19 protein-coding genes and 1 tRNA gene are annotated in these 24,103 nt (G+C 73.8%); 11 read left to right on the top strand and 9 right to left on the bottom strand.

Annotation, left to right across the window (positions count from 1 at the left end):
- Window positions 1-54: 54 nt before the first annotated feature.
- The 4 genes from ACZ4XJ_RS26630 (at window position 55) to ACZ4XJ_RS26615 (ending at window position 5,354) form a co-directional block, all read left to right on the top strand.
- On the top strand, window positions 55-1,419 hold the full coding sequence (locus ACZ4XJ_RS26630; protein WP_468497637.1) for a cytochrome P450 family protein: 1,365 nt from the start codon (window positions 55-57) through the stop codon (window positions 1,417-1,419).
- Between the two features lie 29 nt (window positions 1,420-1,448).
- On the top strand, window positions 1,449-2,513 hold the full coding sequence (locus ACZ4XJ_RS26625) for an amidohydrolase family protein (RefSeq protein ID WP_468497636.1): 1,065 nt from the start codon (window positions 1,449-1,451) through the stop codon (window positions 2,511-2,513).
- A gap of 41 nt (window positions 2,514-2,554) precedes the next feature.
- On the top strand, window positions 2,555-3,112 hold the full coding sequence (locus ACZ4XJ_RS26620) for a YceI family protein (protein WP_468497635.1): 558 nt from the start codon (window positions 2,555-2,557) through the stop codon (window positions 3,110-3,112).
- A gap of 157 nt (window positions 3,113-3,269) precedes the next feature.
- Entirely contained in the window at window positions 3,270-5,354 is a 2,085-nt protein-coding gene (locus ACZ4XJ_RS26615; RefSeq protein ID WP_362878635.1) for a SpoIIE family protein phosphatase, read from the top strand.
- Between the two features lie 36 nt (window positions 5,355-5,390).
- Here ACZ4XJ_RS26615 and ACZ4XJ_RS26610 read toward each other — a convergent pair whose 3' ends face one another.
- Entirely contained in the window at window positions 5,391-6,422 is a 1,032-nt protein-coding gene (locus ACZ4XJ_RS26610; RefSeq protein WP_468497634.1) for a class I SAM-dependent methyltransferase, read from the bottom strand.
- Between the two features lie 78 nt (window positions 6,423-6,500).
- On the opposite strand from ACZ4XJ_RS26610, the gene ACZ4XJ_RS26605 reads away from it, so the two are divergent.
- Complete coding sequence (locus tag ACZ4XJ_RS26605) at window positions 6,501-7,091, top strand: helix-turn-helix domain-containing protein (RefSeq protein ID WP_362878631.1); 591 nt, start codon at window positions 6,501-6,503, stop codon at window positions 7,089-7,091.
- Window positions 7,092-7,136: 45 nt separating this feature from the next.
- On the opposite strand, the gene ACZ4XJ_RS26600 is transcribed toward ACZ4XJ_RS26605, so the two are convergent.
- Both ACZ4XJ_RS26600 and ACZ4XJ_RS26595 read right to left on the bottom strand, forming a co-directional pair.
- Entirely contained in the window at window positions 7,137-8,345 is a 1,209-nt protein-coding gene (locus ACZ4XJ_RS26600; RefSeq protein ID WP_468497633.1) for a cytochrome P450 family protein, read from the bottom strand.
- A gap of 656 nt (window positions 8,346-9,001) precedes the next feature.
- Complete coding sequence (locus tag ACZ4XJ_RS26595; protein WP_362878627.1) at window positions 9,002-9,721, bottom strand: TetR/AcrR family transcriptional regulator C-terminal domain-containing protein; 720 nt, start codon at window positions 9,719-9,721, stop codon at window positions 9,002-9,004.
- Window positions 9,722-9,843: 122 nt separating this feature from the next.
- Here ACZ4XJ_RS26595 and ACZ4XJ_RS26590 point away from each other — a divergent pair, with 122 nt between their 5' ends.
- Both ACZ4XJ_RS26590 and ACZ4XJ_RS26585 read left to right on the top strand, forming a co-directional pair.
- Window positions 9,844-11,583 carry a CocE/NonD family hydrolase gene (locus ACZ4XJ_RS26590; protein WP_468497632.1) on the top strand — a complete coding sequence of 580 codons (1,740 nt, stop codon included), beginning with the start codon at window positions 9,844-9,846 and terminating at the stop codon, window positions 11,581-11,583.
- Window positions 11,561-11,634 (top strand) — tRNA-Met (locus tag ACZ4XJ_RS26585). Before ACZ4XJ_RS26590 ends, ACZ4XJ_RS26585 begins: the two co-directional genes overlap by 23 nt.
- Before the next feature lie 102 nt (window positions 11,635-11,736).
- Here the strand turns inward: ACZ4XJ_RS26585 and ACZ4XJ_RS26580 are convergent.
- From ACZ4XJ_RS26580 to ACZ4XJ_RS26555, 6 genes are all read right to left on the bottom strand, one after another.
- The gene (locus ACZ4XJ_RS26580; protein ID WP_362878623.1) at window positions 11,737-12,318 is read right to left on the bottom strand and encodes a hypothetical protein; all 582 of its coding nucleotides are present in this window, start codon (window positions 12,316-12,318) and stop codon (window positions 11,737-11,739) included.
- 87 nt (window positions 12,319-12,405) lie between these two features.
- A complete protein-coding gene (locus ACZ4XJ_RS26575; RefSeq protein WP_468497631.1) occupies window positions 12,406-13,917 on the bottom strand; it encodes an alpha/beta hydrolase in 1,512 nt (503 codons plus the stop codon).
- 274 nt (window positions 13,918-14,191) lie between these two features.
- Window positions 14,192-14,581, bottom strand: a complete 390-nt coding sequence (locus ACZ4XJ_RS26570; protein ID WP_362878619.1) for a VOC family protein — start codon at window positions 14,579-14,581, stop codon at window positions 14,192-14,194.
- A gap of 92 nt (window positions 14,582-14,673) precedes the next feature.
- Window positions 14,674-15,054 (bottom strand): zinc-binding dehydrogenase, encoded by a 381-nt coding sequence (locus ACZ4XJ_RS26565; RefSeq protein ID WP_468497630.1) that lies wholly within the window; start codon window positions 15,052-15,054, stop codon window positions 14,674-14,676.
- Window positions 15,055-15,138: 84 nt separating this feature from the next.
- The gene (locus ACZ4XJ_RS26560) at window positions 15,139-15,570 is read right to left on the bottom strand and encodes a VOC family protein (RefSeq protein WP_468497629.1); all 432 of its coding nucleotides are present in this window, start codon (window positions 15,568-15,570) and stop codon (window positions 15,139-15,141) included.
- A 189-nt stretch (window positions 15,571-15,759) separates the two neighbouring features.
- Window positions 15,760-16,947 carry an MFS transporter gene (locus ACZ4XJ_RS26555; RefSeq protein WP_362878615.1) on the bottom strand — a complete coding sequence of 396 codons (1,188 nt, stop codon included), beginning with the start codon at window positions 16,945-16,947 and terminating at the stop codon, window positions 15,760-15,762.
- Window positions 16,948-17,423: 476 nt separating this feature from the next.
- Here ACZ4XJ_RS26555 and fusA point away from each other — a divergent pair, with 476 nt between their 5' ends.
- The 4 genes from fusA to ACZ4XJ_RS26535 all read left to right on the top strand — a co-directional run bounded on the left by fusA (window position 17,424) and on the right by ACZ4XJ_RS26535 (window position 23,973).
- A complete protein-coding gene (gene fusA / locus ACZ4XJ_RS26550; RefSeq protein WP_468497628.1) occupies window positions 17,424-19,502 on the top strand; it encodes an elongation factor G in 2,079 nt (692 codons plus the stop codon).
- Between the two features lie 478 nt (window positions 19,503-19,980).
- Window positions 19,981-21,864 (top strand): glycoside hydrolase family 15 protein, encoded by a 1,884-nt coding sequence (locus ACZ4XJ_RS26545; RefSeq protein WP_468497627.1) that lies wholly within the window; start codon window positions 19,981-19,983, stop codon window positions 21,862-21,864.
- Between the two features lie 178 nt (window positions 21,865-22,042).
- Window positions 22,043-22,990 (top strand): ABC transporter ATP-binding protein, encoded by a 948-nt coding sequence (locus tag ACZ4XJ_RS26540; RefSeq protein WP_468497626.1) that lies wholly within the window; start codon window positions 22,043-22,045, stop codon window positions 22,988-22,990.
- A complete protein-coding gene (locus tag ACZ4XJ_RS26535; RefSeq protein WP_468497625.1) occupies window positions 22,987-23,973 on the top strand; it encodes an ABC transporter permease in 987 nt (328 codons plus the stop codon). Before ACZ4XJ_RS26540 ends, ACZ4XJ_RS26535 begins: the two co-directional genes overlap by 4 nt.
- Window positions 23,974-24,103 lie beyond the last annotated feature (130 nt).

The raw sequence follows: 24,103 nt of genomic DNA, 5'->3' as shown, positions 1-24,103 counted from the left end.
GCCGCAGGGAACCCGTGAGTGGCCGAACGCCGGCTTCACGGAGGGTACTCAGACATGGCGCAGGAGAATGCGGCACCGAACGGCGGCGAAGCGCTGCGGGACATCGTGGCGTCCGTGTCCAGGGGCGCGCCGGAGTTCCGGACGTGCCCGCACGCCGTCTACGCGGCCCTGCGCGAGCAGGCCCCGGTGTGCCGTCTGACGCCCGCGCACGGCGTCGACACGTACCTGATCACGCGGTACGACGACGCCCGCGACGCGCTGTCCGATCCCCGTTTCAGCAAGGACATGCGTGGGGCCCTCGACCTCTACCACGCGGTGTACGGCAGCCTCTTCGACGACCTCGACGACAACGTCCTCAACTCGGACCCGCCCCGCCACACCCGGTTGCGCCGCGCCCTGAGGACCGCGTTCAGCCCGCGGCGGGTGGAGGGGATGCGGCCGAGGATCACCGAGATCGCGGAGGGGCTGCTCGCCGCGTGTCCGAAGACGGAGCCGGTGGACCTGATCCCCGCGTTCGCGTTCCCGTTCCCCATCACGGTGCTGTGCGAGCTGATGGGGATTCCGGAGGCGGACCGTCCGGAGATCCTCGGGCAGTTCGCGGTGGTGACGCGGGCCCGGTTCGACCCGCGGATGGAAGCGGAGCTGAGGGCTGCCGAGGAGTGGCTCCAGGCCCGGTTGAACCGTCTGATCGCGCACACCCGCGCCCACCCCTCGGACTCCTTCCTCAGCGACCTCATCCGGGCGCAGGACGGGCTGGACGACGCGGAGCTGGTCTCGTCCCTGTGGGTGCTGTTCTTCGCGGGGCACAAGACGACCGCGTTCCAGATCGGGAACTCCGTCCTGGACCTGCTGCTCCGTCCCGACCAGTTCGAGAAGCTGCGGCGCAATCCCGCGCTGATCCCCGGGGCGGTGGAGGAATTCGTCCGCTTCGAGGGTTCCGTGGAGACCTCCACCTTCCGGTACGCGGCCGAGGACGCGGAGGTGCGGGGCACGCTCATCCCCAAGGGCTCGCTCGTGCAGATCGCCATCTCCTCCGCGAACCGGGACCCGGACCAGTTCGGTGCCCCGGACGTCCTGGACGTGACCCGCGAGGGAATCCAGGGCATGCACCTGGGCTTCGGGCACGGCACGCACTACTGCCTGGGCGCGCCGCTGGCCCGGCTGGAACTCGACATCGCGCTGTCCTGCCTCCTGCGGGAGTTCCCGGAGATGGAGCTGGCCGAGTCCGAGGAGGAGGCGCGGGCGGCCCGGTTGAAGGGTCCGGTGGCGGCGTTCCGCGGGCTGGAGCGGCTGCGGCTCGTGCTGGAACCCGTACGGTCCGCCCCCGGCCGCGACGCGAGGGCGACGCCGCGCACGGCGGGCACGCCGATCGCGCCGATCACCGCGGCCGGGCCGGCCGCCGTCGTACCCGGCAACTGACCAGACCCTTCCACGGACGGTGAATCGGCATGCCTGAATCCGCGAGCACCTTTGGTTCGGCCCTCCTGGGCACGGCACCGGACGAGCGTCCCGGCCCCGCCGGCGACGTCCTCGCGCCCGGTACCGGAGCGGTCCACGCGAACCGGTCGAAGATCGACATGCACCACCACTACTGTGCGCCCGAGTGGCTCGACTGGGCGGTGCGTCACGAGCTGGTCGACCCGAAGCGGCTGCCGCCGTGGACCGGGCTGGGCACCGACGCCGCGATCGCGTTCATGGACCGCGCGGGCATCGCCACGGCCGTCCTGAAGCCCATGCTGCCCGCCCGCTACCACTCCACGGCGCAGCAGCGTGAGGCGATCAACATCACGCTCCAGTCGATGATCGAGGTGGCGACCTCCCACCCGGGACGGTTCTCCTTCTACGTCCCGCTCTTCCTCGACGACCCGGACGCCTCCTCGTGGGCGATCCGGCGCGGACTGGGGCAGCTCGGCGCCGTCGGCGTGAACGTGACGGCCAACTACGGGGGCGTCTACCTCGGGGACCCCTCCTACGACCGGGTGTTCTCCGAGCTGAACGAGTTCGGCGCGGTGGTCGACACCCACCCGCACAACCTGCCGGACGGCCCGCCCGGACCGGCGACCGTTCCGGGGATCCCGAACTTCATGTGCGACTTCCTGCTGGACACCACCCGGGCCGCCGTGAACATGATCAGCAAGCGGACCCTGGACCGGTTCCCGGACATTTCGGTGATCCTGCCGCACGCGGGTGGTTTCCTGCCGTACATCGCGACGCGCCTGCAAGCCCTGGGCCGGTTCTGCGAGCCGCCCGTGGACCCGGGCACCGTCCGCGAGTACCTGGGGCGCTTCCACTACGACACCGCCGGGCCGATGGCGAGTGCGGCGACCCTCCTCGCCCACGTCCCCGCCGAGCGGATCCTCTTCGGCACCGACTGGCCCGCCGCCCCCGGCGACACGGTCACCGACCTGGCGTTGCCCGCCCTCGACTCCGATCCGGCCTTCACCCCGGAGCAGCTCCAGGGCATCTACCACGACAACGCGCTGCGCCTGATCCCGCAGCTCGCCACCGTCTGACGTCCCCGCGTTTCCAGCCCTCGATCCTCCGGAGCAGGTTCATGAGCACCGCCACCTCCCTCGCGTCCCTGACGGGCGACTACGCGCTGGATCCGGTCCACAGCCGGATCGGGTTCGTCGCCCGGCACGCCATGGTCACCAAGGTCCGCGGCTCCTTCGACGAGTTCGAGGGCAAGGCCCACCTGGACGGGACGGACCCCGCGAAGTCCTCGGTGTCCGTCACCATCACCACGGCCAGCGTCGACACCCGCAACGAGCAGCGGGACGGCCACCTGCGGACCAACGACTTCCTCGACGCGCCTACCTTCCCGCACATCACCTTCGTGTCGACGGCGGTGGAACAGCTCGACGACACCACCTTCCGCGTCACCGGCGACCTGACCATCAAGGACGTCACCCGGTCCATCGACATCGACTTCGAGTTCCAGGGCAGCGCCACCGACCCGCAGGGCAACCTGCGCGTCGGTCTGGAGGGCTCCGTCCCGATCAGCCGCAAGGAATACGGGATCACCTGGAACGCGGCGCTCGAAGGCGGCGGCGTCCTGGTCGGCGACAAGGTGGTGCTGGAGTTCGACGTGTCCGCCGTCCGACAGTCCTGATCTTCACGCCGGCGGCCGAGGGGCGTTCCCCGGCCGTCGGCGCGACCATGGGGAGTGTGGAGGGGGCGCGGGTCGCGGCGGACCACCCGGTGGGGGGACGCCACTGATGGGGGTCGGGGCGAGACGGGGCCGAGGCTGCCGGGAGGGCGGGTGAGGGATGCACGAGGAGCCACTGGCGGATCTGATCAGCCACGCGGCCCAGGACGCGGGCGGGTGGCTCGGCGCCCTGCCGGTGGCGTTGCTGGCCACCAGCGCCGACGGGACGATCGTGCGGTGGAACCAGGGCGCGCAGCACCTGCTGGGTTACCTCCCGCCCCAGGTCCTGGGCCGGCACATCGCCGATCTGCTGCATCCGGGGGCGGACCGCAGTCTGGGCCGGTCCCTGTGGGAGACGGCGGCCGGCGGGCACGGGGTGATGGGGACGGTCACCGCCTGGCACCGCGACGGTCACCCCTTGGAGCTGGAGATCTGGGCCTGCCCCGTGCCCGACCGGCGCGACGGCGCCTCCGCGGTGCTCGTGTTCGCGGCCGACGCGCACGCCGCGCGGCGCATCCGGGGTTCGTCGGCGGTCTGGGACGGCCTGTTCGCCCGTTCGCCCGTCGGCATCGCCGTGCTCGACACCCAGCTGCGGTTCCTCCAGGTCAATCCGGCTCTGGAGACGATGAACGGGCTGGCCGAGTCCGCGCACGTCGGGCGCCGTCTGGCCGAGGTGCTGCCGGAGGTGAACGCGGGCGACATGGAGGACGCGATGCGTCGGGTCCTGGCGACGGGTGAGCCCGTACTGGACCGTCGCCGTACGGGCCGTACGCCCGCCGACCCGGAGCACGACCACGTCTGGTCGTGCTCGTACGTGCGCGTGGAGGACCCCGGTGGCCGGCCGATCGGCGTCATCGCGTCCCTCCTGGACATCACCGAGCAGCAGCGCGACCACACCGAGGCGGAGGCCGGGCGGCGCAGACTGGCCCTGCTCAGCGAGGCCAGTGCCCGCATCGGCGCCAGTCTGGACCTGGAGCGCACGACGCAGGAGCTGGCCGACCTGGCCGTCCCGCACCTGGCCGACGCGGTCACCGTCGACGTACTGGACGTCCTGGCGAGGGGCGACGAGCCGGGCATGGGGCTGGCCGGGGGCGTCGAACTGCGGCGCCTGGGCAAGGCGCCGCTGACCGGTTCGGCGGTCACCCACATCCTGGCTCCGCTCGGCCGGACCCTCACCTTCCCCGCGGCGGCCCCGTACACGCAGGCCCTCGGGGCCCGCCAGCCGTTCCTGGTCGCCCGCTTCGACGAGCAGTCCTTCGCCCCGGCCGCGCGCCACTCCCCCAAGCCCGAGCAGCTGCACCGGGCGGGCGTGCACTCGTTCATGATGGTCCCGCTGACGGCCCGGGACGTGGTCCTCGGGGTGGCCACGTTCTACCGGACGCGACCGGTGGGACCGTTCGGTTCGGACGACGTCACCCTGGCGGGCGAGCTCGCCGCGCGCACCGCCATCAGCATCGACAACGCCCGGCTGTACCGGCACGAGCACGAGACGGCGGTGGTCCTGCAGCGCAGCATGCTGCCGCAGCACGTCTCGCCGCCGCCGGGGATCGAGACGGCGCACCGCTACCTCGCGGCCAGTGACATCAACGAGGTCGGCGGTGACTGGTACGACGTCCTCCCGCTGAGCGGCGGGCGGGCCGCCCTGCTCATCGGTGACGTCATGGGCCACGGCATCGCCGCCGCGGCGGTCATGGGCCGGCTGTCGGCCACGGTTCGCGCCCTGGCCCGCCTCGACATGCAGCCGACGGCCCTGCTGCACCAGATGGAGGCGACGCTCGCCGACCTCGCCGAGCCGATGCTGGCCACCTTCCTGTACCTGGTGTGCGATCCGGTCACCGGCCGGTGCACCGTCACCCGCGCGGGGCACCCGCCCCCGGCGGTGGCGGAGCCCGACGGGACCGTCTACCTGGTCGACACCCCGCCCGGGGTACCGCTGGGCGTCGGCGGGGTCGGCTTCACCACGACCGAGTTCACGGTGCCCCCGGGCAGCCTGCTCGTCCTGTACACGGACGGTCTGGTCGAGGCCCGCGACCACGACATCGACGAACGGCTGGGCGAGCTGACGCGGCTGCTGACCGAACCGGAACAGCCGCTGGACCACCTGTGCGACACGCTGATCACCCATCTGGTGCCGGCCTCCGCCGACGACGACATCGCCCTGCTCGCCGCCCGCATCGGCACCGTCCGTCGGTCCACGCCGGGCTGACGGGATCGACGGGGCCGCCGGCTTCCGGCGTTGCGGTCAGCGGGCGGGGCGCACCCCGGTGAAGACCGTACTGGCGGAGAGCAGGAAGGCGTCGGGGCGGCGCAGGATGCCGGCCTCCGCTTCGGGGTCGGTCAGGACGGCGAGGGTCCTGCCGTCCTCGGGGTCCAGGGAGTCGCCCAGTTCCCGCAGCCGGCTCAGGTGGTCCTGCAGGAAGGCACGGGCCTGCGCCGCCAACGGCGCGGGGAGGTCGAGGAGCGCGGTGAAGGCGCCCACGGGTCCCAGGCCGGCGCGGCCGAGCATCGCGGGCCAGTCCTCGGTCACCGGGGTGCTGCCGGGCAGTTCGGCCCGCATGACGGAGAACCAGTACTCCAGGGCGGCGTCGAGGCGGGCCTGGAGGCCCGGCGTGCCCAAACCGATGTCGCGGGGCAGGAAGCGCATCGGCAGACCCGCCTCGGCGACGGCGAGCACCCCACCGGGCCGCAACAGGGCCGCGAGGCCGTCGAGCGCCGCCTGCTGGTCGCCGAGGTGGTGGACGGCCTTGCTGCTCCAGATCAGGTCGGCGGCGCCCATGGCGTCGAGGCCCTCGGGCAGCTCGGCGTGCACGGTGGTGACCCGGTCGCCGAGCCCGAGCCGCTCGGCGCGGGTCAGGGTGTGCTCCAGCAGGGCGGGGGTGCCGTCCACGGCGACGACCTCGGCCTCCGGGAAGGCTTCGGCGAGGACGCAGGTCATCACGCCGGGGCCGCTGCCGACGTCGAGGACGCGGCGGACCCGCGTACCCGCGCCGGCGAGCAACTCCCCGAGGCGGGCCGCGGTGCTGCGCAGGAGCGGGAGCTGGATCTCGCCGTTGGCCTCCAGTTGGCCGGCCATGGCGGCCCAGTCGATGTCGGTGCCGTGGTCATGGCCGTGGTCATGGCCGTGGGCGTGGCCCGGGGAGTGGCTCCGGGAGTGGGCCTGCGCGTGACCGGGACCGTGGGCGTGGCCGTCGGTGCGGCCGGGGCCCTGGTCGGGGGCGTGGGCGTTGCCGTGGCCGTGCTGGTGGGTGGGTCCGGAGGCGCTGTGGGTGCTCATGGGCCGGAGCCTGCACCCCTTTCCGTCCCGGCGGCAAATGTTGTTGCCGTTTCCGGGACGGCGGAGTGAAATGCACTCATGGACACGGACCACCCCGCCCCCTACCGAGCCGTCCTCGACGAGGTCGCCCCCCGCCTGCGCCGCCTGCGCACCCAGCGCGGCCTCACGCTGGCCGCCCTTTCGGAGGAGACCGGCATCTCCAAGAGCACGCTGTCCCGGCTGGAGTCCGGGCAACGCCGCCCGAGTCTGGAGTTGCTGCTCCCGCTGGCCGCCGCCTACCACGTGCCGCTGGACGACCTGGTGGGCGCCCCGGAGGTCGGTGATCCCCGGGTGCGCCTGACGCCCCGCCCGCTGGTGCACGGCGGGACGGTCGTTCCGCTGACCCGGACCCCGGGCCCGCTCCAGGCGTACAAGATGCTCATCCCCCACCGGGGCACCGAGCCGGACCTGCGGACGCACGAGGGCTACGAATGGCTGTACGTGCTGGACGGCCGCCTGCGGCTCGTCCTCGCCGAGCACGACCTGATCCTCGGGCCCGGCGAGGCAGCCGAGTTCGACACCCGGCTCCCCCACTGGTTCAGCAGCGCGGACGAGCGGTCCGTGGAAGTGCTCAGCCTGTTCGGCCGGCAGGGCGAACGCATGCACGTCCGCGCGAAGCCGAGCGGCTGACGCCACGGCCCGACGCCGACCGGCGGACCGGCTCGGGAGCGCGGTTCACCAGCGGACGGGCAGTTCCCGGACGCCCCTGATCAACATGCCGGGCAGCCAGTCCAGCGTCGTCGCCCCGGTGTCCCCGGTGAGCCCCGGGAAGCGCCCCAGCAGGGAGCGCAGCGCGATGCGGCCCTCCATCCGGGCCAGCGGGGCGCCCAGGCAGTGGTGCAGTCCGTGCCCGAAGGCGATGTGGCCGCGGGCGTCGCGGCGGATGTCGAACCGGTCGGGTTCCCGGAAGCGGCTGGGGTCGCGGTCGGCGTCGGCCAGGGCGATCAGGACGGCGGATCCGGCGGGGATCACGACCCCGCCCATCTCCACGTCCTCCAGGGCGAGCCGTTCGGTACAGGTCTCGACGGGACCGTCGTAGCGGAGCATCTCCTCGATCGCGCCGTCCAGCAGACCGAGGTCGGCTCGGAGGTCGGCGAGTTGGTCCGGGTGGGCGAACAGGGCCCGCATGCCGTTGCCGATCATGTGGACCGTGGTCTCGTGTCCGGCGATCAGGAGGAGCAGGCTCATGCCGATGAGTTCGTCCGGCGAAAGCCTGTCGCCGCCTTCGTCGACGGCGTGGATGAGCCCGCTGAGCAGGTCGTCCCCGGGCGCGGCGCGTTTGGCCTCGATGAGGGCGACCAGGTAGCGGGGCATCTCCTCGTAGGCGGCGGCCTCGGCCTCGGGGCTGGTGCGGGCGACCATTTCGTTGGACCACGCGCCGAACGCGTCGCGGTCCAGTTCGGGCACGCCGAGCAGTTCGCACATGACGGTCATCGGCAGCGGGAAGGCGAAGGCGTCCACCAGGTCGGCCCTGCGGTCCTCGTGCGCCGCCATGGCGTCGAGGAGTTCGTCGGTCACCTGTTGGATGCGCGGGGCGAGGGCTTCGATGCGGCGGGTCGTGAACTCCCGTGCCACCAGGCGGCGCAGCCGGGTGTGGTCCGGCGGGTCGGACATCAGCATGTGGGCGAGCCCCGGCTGGTCCTGGCCGGTGTTGATGATCTGGCGGAGGTCCCCGGAGCCGCGCCAGTCACGACTCAGACGCGGGTCGGTGAAGGCGGTGCGACAGGAGTCGTGTCCGACGACCAGCCACATGTCCCTTCCGTCGGGTGTCCGGACGTGGTGGACCGGCCCGCGGCGGCGCAGGCGCGCGTAGACCGGGTATGGGTCGCGGACGAAGTCCGGACTGAGATCCAGCAGGTCGATGACCGCGGGCTGGGATGACATTCCATTCCCCCTGAACGAATGCGTGCCTTCACCCGCGCGACTGCGCGGCATTCCCACAGTAGTCACGGCGTCGTAGCGCCTGTTTGTCACCCCGTTGCCCCCTCTTCGCCCGGGTCGGGGCGGACTTCGGCCGCTCGGGGGTCAACCGCCCGTCCCTGGGGGCCGGGTGACCGGTTCAGCAGCTCCGTGCGCCGGTGCACGAGGCGCAGATGACGGGGGTCCGGGGTCGGCAAGGATGCGAGGAGGTCGAGGAGTTCGAGCCCGGCTCCGGTGATCGTGCCCGGATCCTTGAGACGGGTCCAGCAGTAGAGGGCGCCGGTCGCGGCTGCCCGGACCTCGGGCGCGTCGGCGGGCTGGTCAGGGCGTGGATGTGGCCGCGCGGATCCCGGGCGGGTACGGGCCACCCCACGCCCGGCGACGGCTCGCGGGCCGGTACGGGGAACCCGGCGGCGGCGACGACCGGTCCGGCGACGGGGATCACCCCCAGCGCCGCCAGGTTGGCGCCGGGGGCCACCTGGACGGCCCCCGGCGCACGGCGGCGTCGCCCGCCACGAGAAGCACGTGTCCGCGCCGGCGCGGACCCTCGATCTGCAGGCACGCAAGGTACTCACCCCGCGGACCGCGCGACGCCGGCGGTGCGTCCTCGCGGGGGCGGATCAGTCGGTGTCGAGGCCGTCGACCAGCCGGTTCAGGAACCGTTCGAACGTGGCTCCGGGGGTGACGGGGCGGGCCGGCGCCTTCAGGACCTCGGCCAGTTCCGGGTGCTCGCCGTCCGCGGCGACGGTGGCCAGGTAGCGGACTTCCGCCGCCGTCCGCTCGGGGGAGGCCGTCGCGGCCTGCTGGGCGAGTTCGTGGGCGACGTGTCCGGCGACGAACCCGGTGAGCTGGGCGAAGACCTCCAGGCGGGCCGCGCCGTCGAGGCCGGTGGGGCGCAGCGCGGCGAGGGCGTGTTCCAGGAAGGCGAGGGCGTGGGGGCCGAGGGAGCGGCGGCCGTGCAGGGCGGCGGGCAGCCAGGGGTGGCGGAGCATCAGGGCGCGCTGGAGGTGGGCGATGGCCTTCAGGTCGGCGCGCCAGTCGCCGGTCGGCGCCCGCGGGACGGGCAGTTCGGCGTTGACCCGGTCGGCCATCAGGTCGAGCAGGGTCTCCTTGTCCGGGGCGTAGCTGTACAACGACATGACGCCGGCGCCAACCTCGGCCGCGAGTCGACGCATGGTGACGGCCTCGATGCCTTCGGCGTCGGCCAGGGCGACGGCAGCCGCCGTGATGGCCTCGCGGGTGAAGGCGGGCTTGCGTCCCCTGCGGGGCTGTTCGGGGCTCAGCCAGAGCTGCCCGGGGTCGACTCGGCCGGCGCCGCCGGGTGCGCCTTCTGCGGTCACGGTACGGGTGTTCCTTTCTTCTCGACGGTCGGCTCCTGTCCTTGCGACGGTCGGCTCCTGTCGGTTCCCATCCAAGCATCCCCTATTCTCGTACCATGTACGAGAATGATGGAGGGGAAACGATGACGCCTGCCCACGACGCTCCGCCCAGGACGGCCTGGACGCCGCCCGCCGGCAAGCCGCCGCTGTCCGCCCGCCTGATGAGAGCCGGTTGGCGCCGGCTCCCGGCCCGCCTCCACGAGGTGGGCCTGGAGCGCGGCCTCACCGTCCCCGCCGCCGACGGCAGCCCGCTCGTCACGGACCACTGGTTCCCCCGCTCGCCCGGTGACTTCCCGACCCTCCTCGTCCGCTCGCCCTACGGCCGGGGCCTGCCGTGGGGGCCCCAGTACGGCACCCTCTTCGCCGAACAGGGCTTCCACGTGATCCTGCAGAGCTGCCGGGGAACGGGCGGCTCCGGCGGCCGCTTCGACCTCTGGCGCAACGAGGCCGCCGACGGCCGGGCCACCGTCGCCTGGCTGCGCGAACAGCCCTGGTTCGACGGTTCCCTGGGCACGATCGGCCCCAGCTACCTCGGGTACACCCAGTGGGCCCTGGCCCTGGACCCGCCGCCGGAGTTGAAGGCGATGGTCGTACAACTCGGCCTGCACGACCCCTGGGCCCTGTTCCACGCGGACGGCGCCCTCCACCTGGAGCACGCCCTCCTGGTCGGCGCCGCCATGAGCCACCAGCACCGGGGCACGGTCCCGTTCCTCAAGGCCTCCCTGCGGCTGCGGCGCCTGCTGCGCGGCCTCGCCCCCTCGGCCCCGCGACCGGACTCGTACGCGGCCGCGCTCGGCGGCGTACCCGCCTGGTTGGACGAGGTGATCGCCCACCCCGACCGGGACGACCCGTACTGGAGCGACGCGTCCACCGCGGCCGCCGCCGAGCTGCCGGGCGTGCCGACCGCGCTGATCACCGGCTGGTACGACGCCCTCGCCGGCCAGACCTTCGAGCAGTACGCCCGCCTGAGCCGGGCCGGCGGACCCGACAGCGCCCTGCTCGTCGGACCGTGGACCCACACCTCCGCCCTGAGCCGGGGCTGGCCCGAGGTGTTCGCGGAGAGCCTCGGCTGGCTGCGTGCCCACCTGTGCTCCGATCCCTCGGGCCTGCGCCCGACCGGCGTACGGGTCCACGTCGGGGGTGAGGACGCCTGGCGCGACCTCGACGCGTGGCCGCCGCCCCGGGCCGCCCGCTCCTGGTTCCCCGCGCCGGGCGGGCACCTGATCCGGCAGGCCCCCGACGGCTCCGCACCGCTGGCGTCCTTCACGCACGACCCCGCCGACCCCACCCCGTCCGTGGGCGGCCCGCTGCTGTCGCTCGGCGCCGGACCGCGCGACAACACCGCCCTGGAGGCCCGCGCCGACGTCCTGACCTTCACCGGGCCGCCGCTCGCGGAACCCGTCGACGTCCTGGGTCCCGTCCTCGCCCGATTGAGTCTGTCCGCCGACGGCGGGCGCGCGGACGTCTTCACCCGCCTGTGCGACGTCGACCCCCGGGGGCGTTCCACCAACGTCTGTGACGCACCGGCCGTGCTGCGTGCCGACGGCCCGGCGCCCGTACCGGTCACCGCCGCGATGGGGCACACGGCGTACCGCTTCGCCGCCGGCCACCGCATCCGCTGGCAGATCAGCGCGGCCCCGCACCCCCGCTTCGCCCCCGCACCCGACCCGGCGTGCGACGCTCCGGCCGGGCCGGTGCGCATCACCGTCCACTGCGACTCGGCGTTGCTGCTCCCCGAGGGCGCTCCGGGCGACGTGGTCATCGGCACCCCCCGGGGTGCCGTAGGGTTGGGTTCACCGACGCGGGGTGGAGCAGCTCGGTAGCTCGCTGGGCTCATAACCCAGAGGTCGCAGGTTCAAATCCTGTCCCCGCTACTGCCCGGGAGGGGCTCGGATCCGTTCGGATCCGGGCCCCTCCCGTTTTTTGCGTGCCCGGCGCTTTTCACCTGCCCGGTGCTCGTCATTTGCCGGTGCTTGTCATTTGCCCGGTGCGGGGCTCCTGGCGGCGATCAGCGTGGCGCCGGCGAGCAGGAGGGCGGCCCACACCGCGGGCACCCACGCCGACGTACCGCCCGCCGGCTCCGGCGCCACCCGCCGCCGTGCGTCGTAGGCCACCTCGATCTCCTCGCCCCGCGCCGCCAAGGGCCGGTCGTCCTTCAGTTCGTCGGGGTAGCCCCCGGGGCAGTCGAGTACGAGGCGGTGGACGGTCTTGGCAGGCGGACCGCCCTCGCCGTAGGACCCCTGCACCTGGCTGTGCGCCTCGCGCACGACGCAGACGGCGACCTCGGCCCGCCCGGCGGCCCGGTCGGCCGCCGTCACGGTCAGCAGCAGGCCCACCGCCAGGAACAGCACCCCGAACAGGGCGCCGCTGCCGTGGGTGCGTACGAAGTACAGTGCGCAGGCCGCGGTGCCCAGCACCGCCCCCACCCCGACGGCGACCGCGGCCGACGGCGGGTTCGGGCCCGCGAAGTAGAAGTGGGCCCAGCCGTACAGCGCCGCCGCGACGACGACGGGCAACGCCGCCGTCGGCCGCCCCCCGCGCCCCTCCCCTGCCCGCACCCGCACCACCCCCGGCAAGGGGGACGCCGTCCGGCGCCCGGTGGTTGCCGGGCGCCGGCGCGGCGGGGCGTGGGCCGCCGGGCGGGCCTATTCGCCCTTCGCGTTCACTTCCTCGGCCGGGCAGACGGTGTTCCCGGCGGCGTCGCCGGACCCGCCCTGCCCCTCCGGGAGTTCCCCCGTCAGCAGGAACCGGTCGACGTACCGCTTCACGCAAGTCGAGTGGGGGTAACCGGTGTGGCCGTGGCCCTCGTAGTCGACGACGACCGCCGAGCCGAGTCGGCGGGCCGTCTCCTCGGTCCACGCGTACGGGGTCGCGGGGTCGTTGCGGACTCCGACCAGGAGCATCGGCGGGGCTCCGGGGTGATCGATGTCGGCGACGAACCGGTCCGCCCGGCCTTGGCCGTGGCAGAGCTCGGTCTCCGACAGCTCGCCGCGTCCGAAGATCGGGGAGGCCTTCTCGAACTCCGGCAGCAGGGTGTCGAGTTTGCGCTGGACCGCCGCCGCGTCCCCGGCGCCGCGATCGGTGTAGTCGGCGCAGTTCACGACGGTCAGGGCCGCGCCCTCGTTGTCCGACTCCGGCTCGGCGAGGTCCGCCAGGACCGTGAGGTCCCCGCTCCGCTCCAGTAGGCCCAAACCGCGGGCCAGTTCCGGCCAACTCTTGCTTCCGTACAGTGAGTTCTCGATGGCGAAGGCCAGCGACTGGCCGGTGAACTCCTTGCCGGCCGCGGTGCGCAGCGGCTGCTCGTCCAGCCGGGCGACCAGCCGTTCGGTCTGCCGTACGGCTTCCTTCGGCTCCATCCCGGCGAAGACGCAGCCGGGTTGCGCGGTGCACCAGGCGACGAACCCCTCGAAGGCGAGCTGCTGGCCCTTCACGACGTCCAGGGCCTGTTCGGTCAGGGGTTTGGCGAGGGTGTCGACCCCGTCAAGCACCATCCGGCCGACGCGTCGCGGGAACTCGGCCGCGTAGACGGCGCCGATCCGGGTGCCGTAGGAGGCGCCCACGTAGTGGAGTTTCGACTCGCCGAGCGCCGCGCGCAGGACGTCCATGTCGCGGGCGACGTCGACCGTGCCCACGTGGTGCAGGATCGGTCCGGTACGGCTCTCGCAGGCGCGGTTCGCCGCCTCGGTGGCGTTCAGCAGCTCGGTGGCGTCCATGTACTCGGTGCCCACGAGCGGCAGGGCGCCGCCGCAACTGATCGGGGAGCTCTCGGCGATGCCCCGGGGGTCGAAGCCCACCATGTCGTAGGACCGGGCGAGGTCCTGCCAGCGGGCGAAGCGCTGGGCCGTGCCCGCGGCGCCGCTCTGGCCGGGTCCCCCGTAGTTGAGCACGAGCGAGCCCAGCCGGTGCGGCCCGGTGGCCGGGATGCGGGACAGGGCGAGCTCGACGGTGCCCCGGTCGGGGTGTGCGTAGTCGAGGGGGACCGTGAGTGTCCCGCACCGCATGACGGCGGGGTGGGACGTGGGGCACGGGCCCCAGGTGATCTTCTGCTGGTAGAACGCGGTCAGCCGCGGATCGTCCGGGACCGGTGGCGACGTGCTGCCGCCCAAGGTGGTCGCGGCGGTCAGGGCTGCGGCGCACAGGAGGGTCGCGCATCGCATGGCACGCTCCGAGGGATGTGCCCCTCTTCCACCATAGGCGGCGCCGGCGGAGGTGGCGCGTCCGGAGGGGGCGGGATCGGCTCCCCACCCGTACGCGCGCCGCCGTCGGGGTAGCGGCCGGTCGGCGGTGGTCTCCCGAGCGGGGGGCCGTACCGTCGGCGGTGCTGTCCGCGACGACGAGGGCGGACAGCACCGCGGCGGCCCCGCTCGGCCGGATCCTTGACGGGTGCCGACCTGGTCGGTGCGCTGGAGGGGGCGGGCCCGGGTCCGTGCCTCAGAGGGTGGCGGGTCGTCCGGCGAGGGTGAACGAGTGGCCGGCGGGGTCGCTGAACAGCCGTGAGTCGTGGGGGCCTTCCTCGACGTCGGTGGCGATCGGTCGGGCTCCGAGGGAGACCGCCTCGCGCTCGGCCTCGTCGAGATCGGCGGGGTCGACCAGGATCCGCAGGTGCGCCTGCTGCGAGTCCTCGGGGCGCGGCCAGCTGGGCGGGGCGTAGCCGTGGTCCCGGCGCACGGCGAGTTGCACTCCAGCGGTGCCGACCACTTCGACGATGTCGGGGTTGTCCCCCATCCGCACGTCGGCGTCCAGGAGTTGGGCGTAGAAGAGGGCCAGGGCCTGGGGCTCGGCGCAGTCCAGTACGAGAACACTCGTCTTCTTGACCGTCATGGCCCGCGCTTACCCGCCGTACCCGGCGCCATGCGGTGCGGCGGCGAGTGTCCGCGCCGGCGGCGGTGCCGCGGGCTGTTATTGACGATCCGTCAATTCAGTTCCACGGCGTGGCTGTCGGTGGATTCCGGCTCCTCGGCGGGTTGGGGGACGTCGGCGGAGGCGCCCCGCGCCAGGCTCTCGCGCAGCCCGGTGAGCCGTGCGATCTCGGCGACGCGGGCGCCCTGCCGGGCCGCGGTGAGCTGCTCACCGCCGACGGTGTCCAGGACGGCGTCGATGCCTTCGGGCGCCGCCTCTGCGAGTTGCTCCCCGAAGCGGCGGGTGCCCCGGAGCAGGACCGTGTCGTAGCCCAGTTCGTCGACGAGGCGGGCGGCCTTGGCGGGCGATCCGGTGGCGGCGATCACCCGGGCAGCGCCCAGCAGTCGGGCGGCCCGGCCCGCCAGGGAGCCGACCGCTCCGGCGGCCCCCGTCACGAGGACGACGTCGCGGGGGCGGATCCGGACGAGGCGGGTGAGGGCCCCGTAGGCGACCGCCCGCCCGGGAGGGCCCGCCGCGGGTCAGCGGGCGGACAGTTCCGAGGGGGCTTCCTGGACCACCCAGCCGTTGCCGTCGGGGTCCTCGAACGTCAGGAAGGAGTTCCAGGTCCCGCCCTTGCCGTCCTCCCAGCCGTTCGCCCCGACGTGCCGGACCCGGGAGACGACGACGCCGCGGGCGACGAGTTCCTCGCGGGCCGCCTCGATGTCCGTGACGCAGAGCTGCAAGCCTTGCAGGCTTCCGGGGGTCGCCTCGCGCGTGCCGGGCGCCGTGGGCATTCCGTGCAGCATCGCGATCGAACAGCGCGAGCCGGGCGGGGTCAGCTGGATGATGCGCATGCCGGGGGCGACCTCGTCGTCGAGGTCGACCTTGAATCCGATTCTGTCGGCGTAGAACTCCTTCGCGCGGTCCATGTCGGTGACGGGGACGGGTACGACTTCGAGTGTCCAGTTCATGGAGGGGCTCCTCGTGTCACGCCGGCGGGTCGGTCCGGGCCGGTGGCCCGGGTGAGGGGGGCGGGTCCACGGTGTCCCACGAACGCCTCGCGCGCACGCCGCAACGCCGCCGCCGCTGTCCCCGAGTTCTGTTGACGGGGAGGCGGGCCAGGGTGAACGCCTGCCGGAGGAGAGGGGGTTGTACCCTTCTCAGTCCGTCCGGACCGGTCGGCGCAGGAGGTAGACGCCGGCGCCCGTGGCCAGGACGGCCATGCAGCCGATGAACACCAGCCCCGCGCCCTCCAGGCCCATCGGGCCCGTCAGGAGGCCCACGCCGATCACCGGCACGGAGATGCCCGTGTACGCCACCACGAACAGGGTCGAGATCACCGCCGCGCGGCGGTCGGCCGGGGACGCCGCGGCCACCGCGGACAGCGCCCCGCGGAAGGCCAGGCCCTGCCCGGCCCCGCCGACGAGCGCACTGGCCACCACCAGGGACAGCTGGTCCCACCAGAGGGCGCCCGCCAGCAGGGCCAGGCCGGCGAGCAGCCCGGCACAGCCCAACGGCAGGGAACGCCCCACGCCGAACCGGCCGACCGCGAGCTGTCCGGCGGTCGAGGCGAAGAAGGCCAGGGCGACGACGAGCCCGCTGACGGCGCGGTTGTGCACGTCCAGGGACTCCGCGAGGAACGCCGGACTGACCGAGGTGAACACCCCGAACAGGGCGAACCCCACGAACGCGGCGATGGCGGAGGGCCCGAAAACCGTCCGGACGCCAGGCGGCAGCGCGGGCCGCTGGGGGCGTACGGTGCTCAGCGGGCGACGCTCCGCCACGGTCTCCGGGAGCCGCAGCAGGACCGCCGCCGACGCCGCCACCAGGGCGAGGTGCACGACGAACGTCAGGTGGAGGGGCCAGGCCGCGTACTGGGCGAGGATGCCGGCGAGCAGCGGACCGCACCCCAGGCCGCCCATGTTGGCGGCGGTCGCCACGAGGGTGGCCCGGGAGGAGCCGTCCCGGGGGGCCAGTTCCATGACGTAGGCGGTGGCGGCCCCGGTGAACAGGCCGGCGGACAGGCCGGACAGCAGCCGTCCGGCGTACAGCCAGCCCATCGCGTCGGCGCTCAGGAAGCAGCCGGCGCTCGCGGCGGCGAAGGCGAGGCCCGCGAGGAGGACCGGCCGTCGGCCTACCGCGTCGGAGGCGTTGCCCGCGAGCAGCAGGACGCCGATGACGCCGAAGGCGTACACGGCGTAGATGACGGTCACCATCAGTTCGGAGAATCCGAACTTCTCCTGGTAGAGGCCGTAGAGGGGGGTCGGCAGAGTGGTGCCGGCCATGCACACGGCGAACACCGCCCCGCCGAGCACGCACTGACGCCACCTTCGACGGTCACCGTCCATGCGGCCGACGGTAACCCCCGCCCGCCGTCCCGGCCGGGCACGGCGTGCCCGGCGCGCCGGGAGGGGGCCGGAGGGCTGCCGGACGGGGCGCGGCGGAAAATGCCGTGCCGGTCGGGGGTCCCGCTGCCTACACTCGCGGTGCGCGCCGCCGATCGGGCCGGGCGCGTCCGACGCCGAACGATGAGAAGGGGAACCGGGCCATGCGCACCCACCGCACCGTCGCCTTGGTTCCCCCGTCCCGTTACGACGTGATCCCGGTGTCTCGCGCCGTGCGGTGCCGGCCGCGCGGCCGGCGCCGTATGCCCGTGACACACGTCTAGGCCCCGACCTCCGCTCCTCCCGTTCCCCCGCTCCGCCCTGCCGGGTTCCGTCCCGGCACGGGCCGGTACGCCGGGGCGGGGGCGTGCGGGTGGGTGCGTACGTGGTCCGGGAATCGCGCCGATCCCTGTTCCATTTCGTTCGAAAGGCCTCGGGCCATGCGCACCGACCGGCGTTCCACCGTCCCCTTCTCCCCCACCCTGACGACCCTGCGCAACCTCGGGATCCTCGCCCACGTCGACGCGGGCAAAACCACCGTCACCGAGCGGATCCTGTTCGCCACGGGCGCCGTCCACAAGCGGGGCGAGGTCCATCACGGCACCACGGTCACCGACTTCGACGCCCAGGAACGCGACCGCGGCATCACCATCTTCGCCGCGGCCGTCAGCTGTACCTGGCAGGGGCACCGCGTCAACCTGATCGACACGCCCGGGCACGTGGACTTCGCCGACGAGGTCGAGAGGTCCCTGCGGGTCCTGGACGGGGCGGTCGCCGTGTTCGACGCCGTCGCGGGCGTCGAACCGCAGAGCGAGTCGGTGTGGCGCCAGGCCGACCGGCACGGTGTGCCGCGGATCGCGTTCGTCAACAAGCTGGACCGGGCGGGCGCCGATCTCGACGCGGCGGTCGCTTCGATCCGTGATCGGCTCGGCGCGGTCCCGCTGGTGGTCCAGCTGCCCGTCGGGCGGGAGGACGACTTCCGCGGCGTGGTGGACCTGGTTCGGATGCGGGCGCTGATCTGGCACGACGGCGACGACACCCACCGTACGGAGCCGGTGCCCGAGCCGCTGCGCGAGGAGGCGCTGCGGCGCCGCCGGCTGCTGGAGGAGGCGGTCGCGGAGCTGGATCCGCAGGCGTTGGAGAAGTTCTGCGCGGAGTCCGCGCTGAGCGGGCCGACCCTGGTCCACGCCCTGCGGCGGCTGACGCTGCGGCGGGAGGCCGTGGTGGTGCTGTGCGGTTCGGCGTACCGCAACCGCGGGATCGAGCCGCTGCTGGACGCGGTCGTGGCGTACCTGCCGTCGCCCGCGGACATGCCGCCGGTGCGCGGGACGGCCGCCGGCGCCGAGCAGGAACGGGCTCCCGACCCGGCGGCGCCGTTCACGGCGCTCGCGTTCAAGGTGTCGGCCACGGCGACGGGCCGGCTCACCTACCTGCGGATCTACGCGGGCACCCTGCGCAAGGGGGCGACCGTACTGGATCCCGGTACGGGCCGTACGGAACGCGTCGGGCGGATCCTGCGGGTGCAGGCCGACCGGCACGAGGAGAGGGAGGAGGCCGTGGCCGGTGACATCGTCGCCGTGATCGGGCCGAAGACGGCCCGCGCGGGTACGACGCTGTGCGCTCCGGACGCGCCCGTCCTGCTGGAACCGCCGACGGTGGCCGATCCGGTGGTGTCGGTCGCGGTGGAGGCGCGGCGCGGCACCGACACGGGGCGGCTCGCCGTGGCGCTGGCACGGCTGGCGGAGGAGGATCCTTCGCTGGTGGTGCGCTCGGACGCGGAGACCGGTCAGACCGTGCTGTCGGGGTTGGGCGAGCTGCACCTGGAGGTCGCGGTGGAGAAGATCCGCAGCGGGCACGGGGTGGAGGTGGCCGTCGGTCAGCCGCAGGTCTCCTACCGGGAGACCGTCGTGCGCGGGGTGACCGGGCTGGTGTACCGGCACGTCAAACAGGACGGTGGCGCGGGCCAGTTCGCGCACGTCGTCATCGACGTGGAGCCGCTGGCGGAGCCCGGGTTCGCGTTCCGGTCGGCGGTCGTCGGCGGCCGGGTGCCGCAGGAGTACGCGCGCGCCGTGGAGGCGGGTTGTCGCGACGCCCTCGCCGAGGGTCCGTTGGGCGGTTTCCCGGTGACGGGGCTGCGGGTGACCCTCACCGACGGGGCGACCCACTCCAAGGACTCCTCGGAGATGGCGTTCCGGGCCGCGGGCCGCTTCGCCCTGCGCGAGGCGCTGCGGGTGAGCGCCGTCGAACTGCTGGAGCCGGTCGTGGAGGTGACGGTGACCGTGCCGCAGGACGCTGTCGGCGGCGTCCTCGGTGATCTCGCGGCCCGCCGGGGTCGGGTCGGCGGCTCCACGTCCGTCGCCGGGACCGCGGTGATCACGGCGACGGTGCCGCTGGCGGAGCTGTTCGGGTACGCGTCCCGGTTGCGGGGCCGGACCCAGGGGCGGGGCACCTTCACCACCCGGCCCGCGGGTCTCGCCCCGGTCCCGTCGTCGGTCGCGGGTGCGCTGCCGGCCCGTTAGGGGCAGGTGCCGGATCCCCGTCCTCCCACTTGCGGGGGACGGGGATCCGGCGCGGGGCGGGCGGACCGGCGGCTCGCCGGGGGCCGGTCGGCAGGGCGAGGGCCGCCGCCGGCACCGAACCCGCCGGGGCCGTACCGGTCATGGGTGGGCCGACTGCCCCAACGCCTGGCAGCCCGCGCCTCGTTGGCGCCCGCGGTGCCCTCACCGCGAGGCGGGGGTCGGGCCCGACGTTCCGGTGCCGGGACCGGACCGCGCCCGCGCCATCGGCCCACGGCGGTACGCCCGTACGCCCCCGCGTCCGTGGGGTGACATCCATCGGCGCACCGCGTGGCCCCGGTTCGTCCAGACGGGGCGGGTTACGGCGCGGCCGGGCGATGGTCCGATGGTCCGATGGTCGTGCGGGGCACTCTCTGAAAGGAGCGCGCCACCACCCATGCCCGTCTCTCGTTTGACGTCCGGATCACCCGAAGGGAGAAGCATGGTGCGTACGAGGTCCACCGCGTTGGCCACTGCCCTGCTGTCGACACTGTTGTGCGCCGCCGGGGGACCGGCGAGCGCACGGGACGGAGTTCCACCGGACGGACAGTCCCTGCACGAGGCCGCGCTGCTCGGCATCGCGACGGCCGGTGGCGCGGCCGCGCAGGAGTTCAGGACGTCCGAGGCCCGCCTGTCGCGGGTGAGCCTGTACTTGAGCAGCGCCGCCGCCACGGGTCGGGTACGGATCGAGGTGCGCGGCGCGCGCGAGGACGCCGGTTCCACGATCGCCGCGCGGACGGTCGATGTGGCGAAGCTGGGCGGCGCGGGCGCGGGCTGGGTGGAGGTGCCCCTGGACGCCCCCGTGACGCCCGGCACCCCGTACTACCTGTTCGCGCAGGCGACCACCCCGGACGGCAAGCCGGTCGTCTGGCACGGTACCCGCCGGGCGGAGGCCGGCGCCCCCGTCAGCTGGCGGCACGACGGGGCGGCGGACCAGTGGGAGGCCGTCGAGGACCGGCTGGCGTTCCACGTGAACCCGACCGGCGAGGAGCGGTGCGGCGAGACGGACCCCTGTTACGTGCCCGCCTCCGACCGGATCGCGCGGACCTCCGGCCTGCTCTCCAACGGGACCGCGGTGGAGGCGGTCACTCCGGAGTTCGCCGTCGGCGCCGACTACGTGCGGGGCAGCAACGTGCTGCGGCTGCCGTCCGGCCGGTGGCGGTACCTGCCCGCGGGCGCCACCGCGTCCGTCGTCGTCGAGGCGGACGACCCCGGCGCCCTGGAGCAGATCGCCGAGTCCCGGGCCTGGCTGGCGTCGGGCCGGATCCCGGGCGCGGCGGGGCCGCGGCGGGAGGGCGCGGAGCGGGCCCTGCTGTCGATGCGGGCGTTGCTGCGGCCGAACGGTGCCTTCGCGGCGGCCTGGTCGTCGTTCTGGGACTTCTCGTGGCCGCGCGATTCCGCTTTCGCCTCCGCGGCGTTCGCGCACACCGGGCACGACGAGGAGGCGTACCGGATCCTGCGCTTCAACGCGCAGACCCAGCGGGCGGACGGCACCTGGGACGCCCGTACCCGGTTGGACGGTTCGGGTCCGCCGGACGACCGGCCGTGGCAGTTGGACGGGAACGGTTGGGTGCCGTGGGCCACCTGGCAGTGGTACCGGGCGGCGCCGCAGGACGGTCGGGCCGCGCGGCTGGAGGCGCTGTACCCGATGATCCGCAAGGCGGCCGACCACACGGCGGGCACCCTCGACGCCGACGGCCTGCCACCGGCCTCCCCCGACTACTGGGAGCTGGAGACCGAGAGCGCGAACATCGGTACCGCAGCGCCGCTGCTGGCGGGGCTGAACGCCGCCGCCGACCTGGCACGCGGCCTCGGTCGGACGCAGGACGCCGCCCGGTGGGCGGACGCGGCGCAGCGGTTGTCCGCGGGCATCGCGGCCACGTTCGCGCCGCTGGGGTACCCGCGGACCGCCGACGGTTCGAACGGTCGGGACAGCGCCGTCGGCTTCATGGCGCCGCCGTTCAACAACGCCCCCGCGGACCTGCCCCGGGCCCTGGACGACACGTACGCCGCGCTGCTGCGGCCCAACGGGGGCGTGGTCCCGGGTGACGACCCGGACGCGCCCTGGGGCAACATCACCTGGACGGCCAGTACGTCCTTCTTCGCGCTCGCCTGGGCGGGTACGGGGCAGCGGGAGAAGGCCGACGCGGTCGTGGACTGGGTGCTGTCGAAGCGCAACGCGCTCGGGGAGCTGCCCGAGACCGTCAGCGTCGACGGCCGGCCGAAGGCGGTCGTACCGCTCGGGTGGACGGACGCGATCGTCCTCCTCGCGCTGCTCGGCACCGAGGGCACCCCGCTGCCGACGCCGCCCGCGGCCCGCCCCTGATCGGAGCGTCGACACCCCCCTCTTCGGACGGCTCAGCGCCCGGATCCGACGGCGCCGGATCGCGCGGGACCCTTCCCGCGCGGGCCGGCCGCCGTCGGATCCGGGCGTTTGACACGGCCGACACCTGAGTCCATTATTCCACTACTCATCTAGTGGATTTACGGAAAGGGGGGACGCCGTGCGCAGTACGACCGATTTCGACGCGGCCGACAACCGGTGGGCCATCGAGGCACACGGGCTGGGCAAGAGGTACCGCCGGGGATGGGCCCTGCGGGACTGCACCTTCCGGATCCCCGCCGGTCGCATCGCCGCCCTCGTCGGACCCAACGGCGCCGGCAAGAGCACCCTGCTCGGTCTCGCGACCCGGCTCGTCGAGCCGACCGCCGGCGAGCTGAAGATCTTCGGCCTGCCCGTCGGCTCCGATGGGACGAGGACCCGCTGGGCCCACCTCGGACAGGACAAGCCGCTCTTCAAGCGGTTCACGGTGGCCCGGACCCTGCGCATGGGGCAGGAACTCAACCCCGGCTGGGACCAGGAGGTGGCCGAACGGATCGTGCGCTCCGGCAACGTGCCGATGGAGGCGCGGATCGCGGACCTGTCGGGCGGCCAGCACACCCGGGTGGCCCTCGCGCTCGCCTTCGGCAAGCGACCCGAACTGCTCCTCCTGGACGAGCCGATGGCCGACCTCGACCCGGTGGCCCGCGACGAGATCGGCTCGCTGCTCCTCGCCGAGGCGGCCGAGAACGGAACCACGGTCCTGCTCTCCTCCCACTTGCTGAGCGAGATCGAGGACATGTGTGACCACCTGTTGGTCCTCGCCGACGGACAGGTCCGCATGGCGGGCGACACCGACGAGTTGGTCCCCATGCACACGGTGGTGACGGGCGTGACCGACGGGTCCGGCGCCCTGCCCGCCGCCCTCGGCGCCCACACCCTGATCGAGGCCCGGACCTCGGGACGCCACTTCAGCGCTCTGGTGCGCCGCCAGGGGTGGATCGGCAGCGAATGGCAGCCGACCGAGCCGAGCCTGGAGGAAGTGCTGCTGGCCTACCTCCGCTCGCCGCAGGCGCCCGCCCTGCTGTCCCCCACCTCCGTCCCCGGCCACCGAGAGGACCACGCCGCATGAGCACGCTCACCCAGGACCCCACGATCCGCGGCCGCGAGCCCTCCGGTCCCCGCGCGCTGCGCGGACTGGCCTGGCTCATGGTCCACCAGCACCGCGCGGCCCTGTTGTGCTGCCTCGCGCTCACCCTCATCGGCGCGGCCTGGATCGTCTACCAGCGCGGCGCGATGCTGAACGACCTGCACGCCGCCGGTTGGCCGGGCAAGCGGGGGGACTCCCTCCCGCAGGACCTGACCAACCGGATATCCAACGATCTCAACTCCGGTGGAGTGACCCTGGGCTTCGTCCCGGTCCTGCTGGGCGCGTTCCTGGGCGCACCGCTGATCGCTGCGGACTACGAGAACGGGACGGGACGGCTCGTCGCCACCCAGTCCGTGTCGCGGCTCCAGTGGCTGCTGGCCAAGGTGTCCTTCGCCCTGCTCGTGGTGACCGTACCGATGACGATCCTGAGCCTGCTGTACGGCTGGTGGTGGCGGTCGTTGGGACCGCTCGCCCCCAACGACTGGCTGACCGGCGCCCTCTTCGACACCACGGGTCCGGTCCTGGTCGCCACCGCCCTGTGCACCACCTCCCTCGGCATCGCGGTGGGCGCGCTCGTGCGGCGGGTCACGCCCGCCATGGTCGCGACCTTCCTGGTCTCGGCCATCGGCCTGACCGTGGCCGGCGGCCTCCGCGACGAACTCGCCACGCCGCGCCGGGTCGCCTGGCCGCTCGACGGCGAGACGCCGGCCGCCCTGGGCGGCGGGGTCGAGGTGGACCAGTGGGTCGGTACCGCGTCGGGCAAGCTCTACGGCTGGTCCACCTGCGCCCATGACGCCGCGGCCGAGAAGTGCCGCAGCGACCTCGGCATCGTCAACACGGTCCGGGACTACTTCGACCGCGACCAGATGGTGGGCATGCAGTGGACCGCGGCGGGCGTGCTCCTGGCGCTGACCGTGCTGTTCCTGACGGTGTGCGTGCTCCGGACCCGCAGGGGCCGGCTGTAGTCCGGCGAGCACCTGGTGCTGTGACCGGAAAGGTCCGCCGGGTCGCGGCGCCCGGCACGGCACCTAGCCGCGTTGTCGGACCGCGGAAGTACGTCCAGTACGAGCCGCGGCCCTCCGCCTCGCGACGCAG

This window comes from Streptomyces sp. NPDC029836, from assembly GCF_055574495.1.
The sequence above is the reverse complement of the archived record's forward strand: the minus strand, read 5'-3'. Positions and strand labels throughout refer to the sequence as shown.

Coding starts and splice junctions, on each gene's coding strand:
- ACZ4XJ_RS26630 (WP_468497637.1), top strand. CDS start 55: ATGGCGCAGGAGAATGCGGCACCGAACGGCGGCGAAGCGCTGCGGGAC.
- ACZ4XJ_RS26625 (WP_468497636.1), top strand. CDS start 1,449: ATGCCTGAATCCGCGAGCACCTTTGGTTCGGCCCTCCTGGGCACGGCA.
- ACZ4XJ_RS26620 (WP_468497635.1), top strand. CDS start 2,555: ATGAGCACCGCCACCTCCCTCGCGTCCCTGACGGGCGACTACGCGCTG.
- ACZ4XJ_RS26615 (WP_362878635.1), top strand. CDS start 3,270: ATGCACGAGGAGCCACTGGCGGATCTGATCAGCCACGCGGCCCAGGAC.
- ACZ4XJ_RS26610 (WP_468497634.1), bottom strand. CDS start 6,422: ATGAGCACCCACAGCGCCTCCGGACCCACCCACCAGCACGGCCACGGC.
- ACZ4XJ_RS26605 (WP_362878631.1), top strand. CDS start 6,501: ATGGACACGGACCACCCCGCCCCCTACCGAGCCGTCCTCGACGAGGTC.
- ACZ4XJ_RS26600 (WP_468497633.1), bottom strand. CDS start 8,345: ATGTCATCCCAGCCCGCGGTCATCGACCTGCTGGATCTCAGTCCGGAC.
- ACZ4XJ_RS26590 (WP_468497632.1), top strand. CDS start 9,844: ATGACGCCTGCCCACGACGCTCCGCCCAGGACGGCCTGGACGCCGCCC.
- ACZ4XJ_RS26575 (WP_468497631.1), bottom strand. CDS start 13,917: ATGCGATGCGCGACCCTCCTGTGCGCCGCAGCCCTGACCGCCGCGACC.
- ACZ4XJ_RS26570 (WP_362878619.1), bottom strand. CDS start 14,581: ATGACGGTCAAGAAGACGAGTGTTCTCGTACTGGACTGCGCCGAGCCC.
- ACZ4XJ_RS26560 (WP_468497629.1), bottom strand. CDS start 15,570: ATGAACTGGACACTCGAAGTCGTACCCGTCCCCGTCACCGACATGGAC.
- ACZ4XJ_RS26555 (WP_362878615.1), bottom strand. CDS start 16,947: ATGGACGGTGACCGTCGAAGGTGGCGTCAGTGCGTGCTCGGCGGGGCG.
- fusA (WP_468497628.1), top strand. CDS start 17,424: ATGCGCACCGACCGGCGTTCCACCGTCCCCTTCTCCCCCACCCTGACG.
- ACZ4XJ_RS26545 (WP_468497627.1), top strand. CDS start 19,981: ATGGTGCGTACGAGGTCCACCGCGTTGGCCACTGCCCTGCTGTCGACA.
- ACZ4XJ_RS26535 (WP_468497625.1), top strand. CDS start 22,987: ATGAGCACGCTCACCCAGGACCCCACGATCCGCGGCCGCGAGCCCTCC.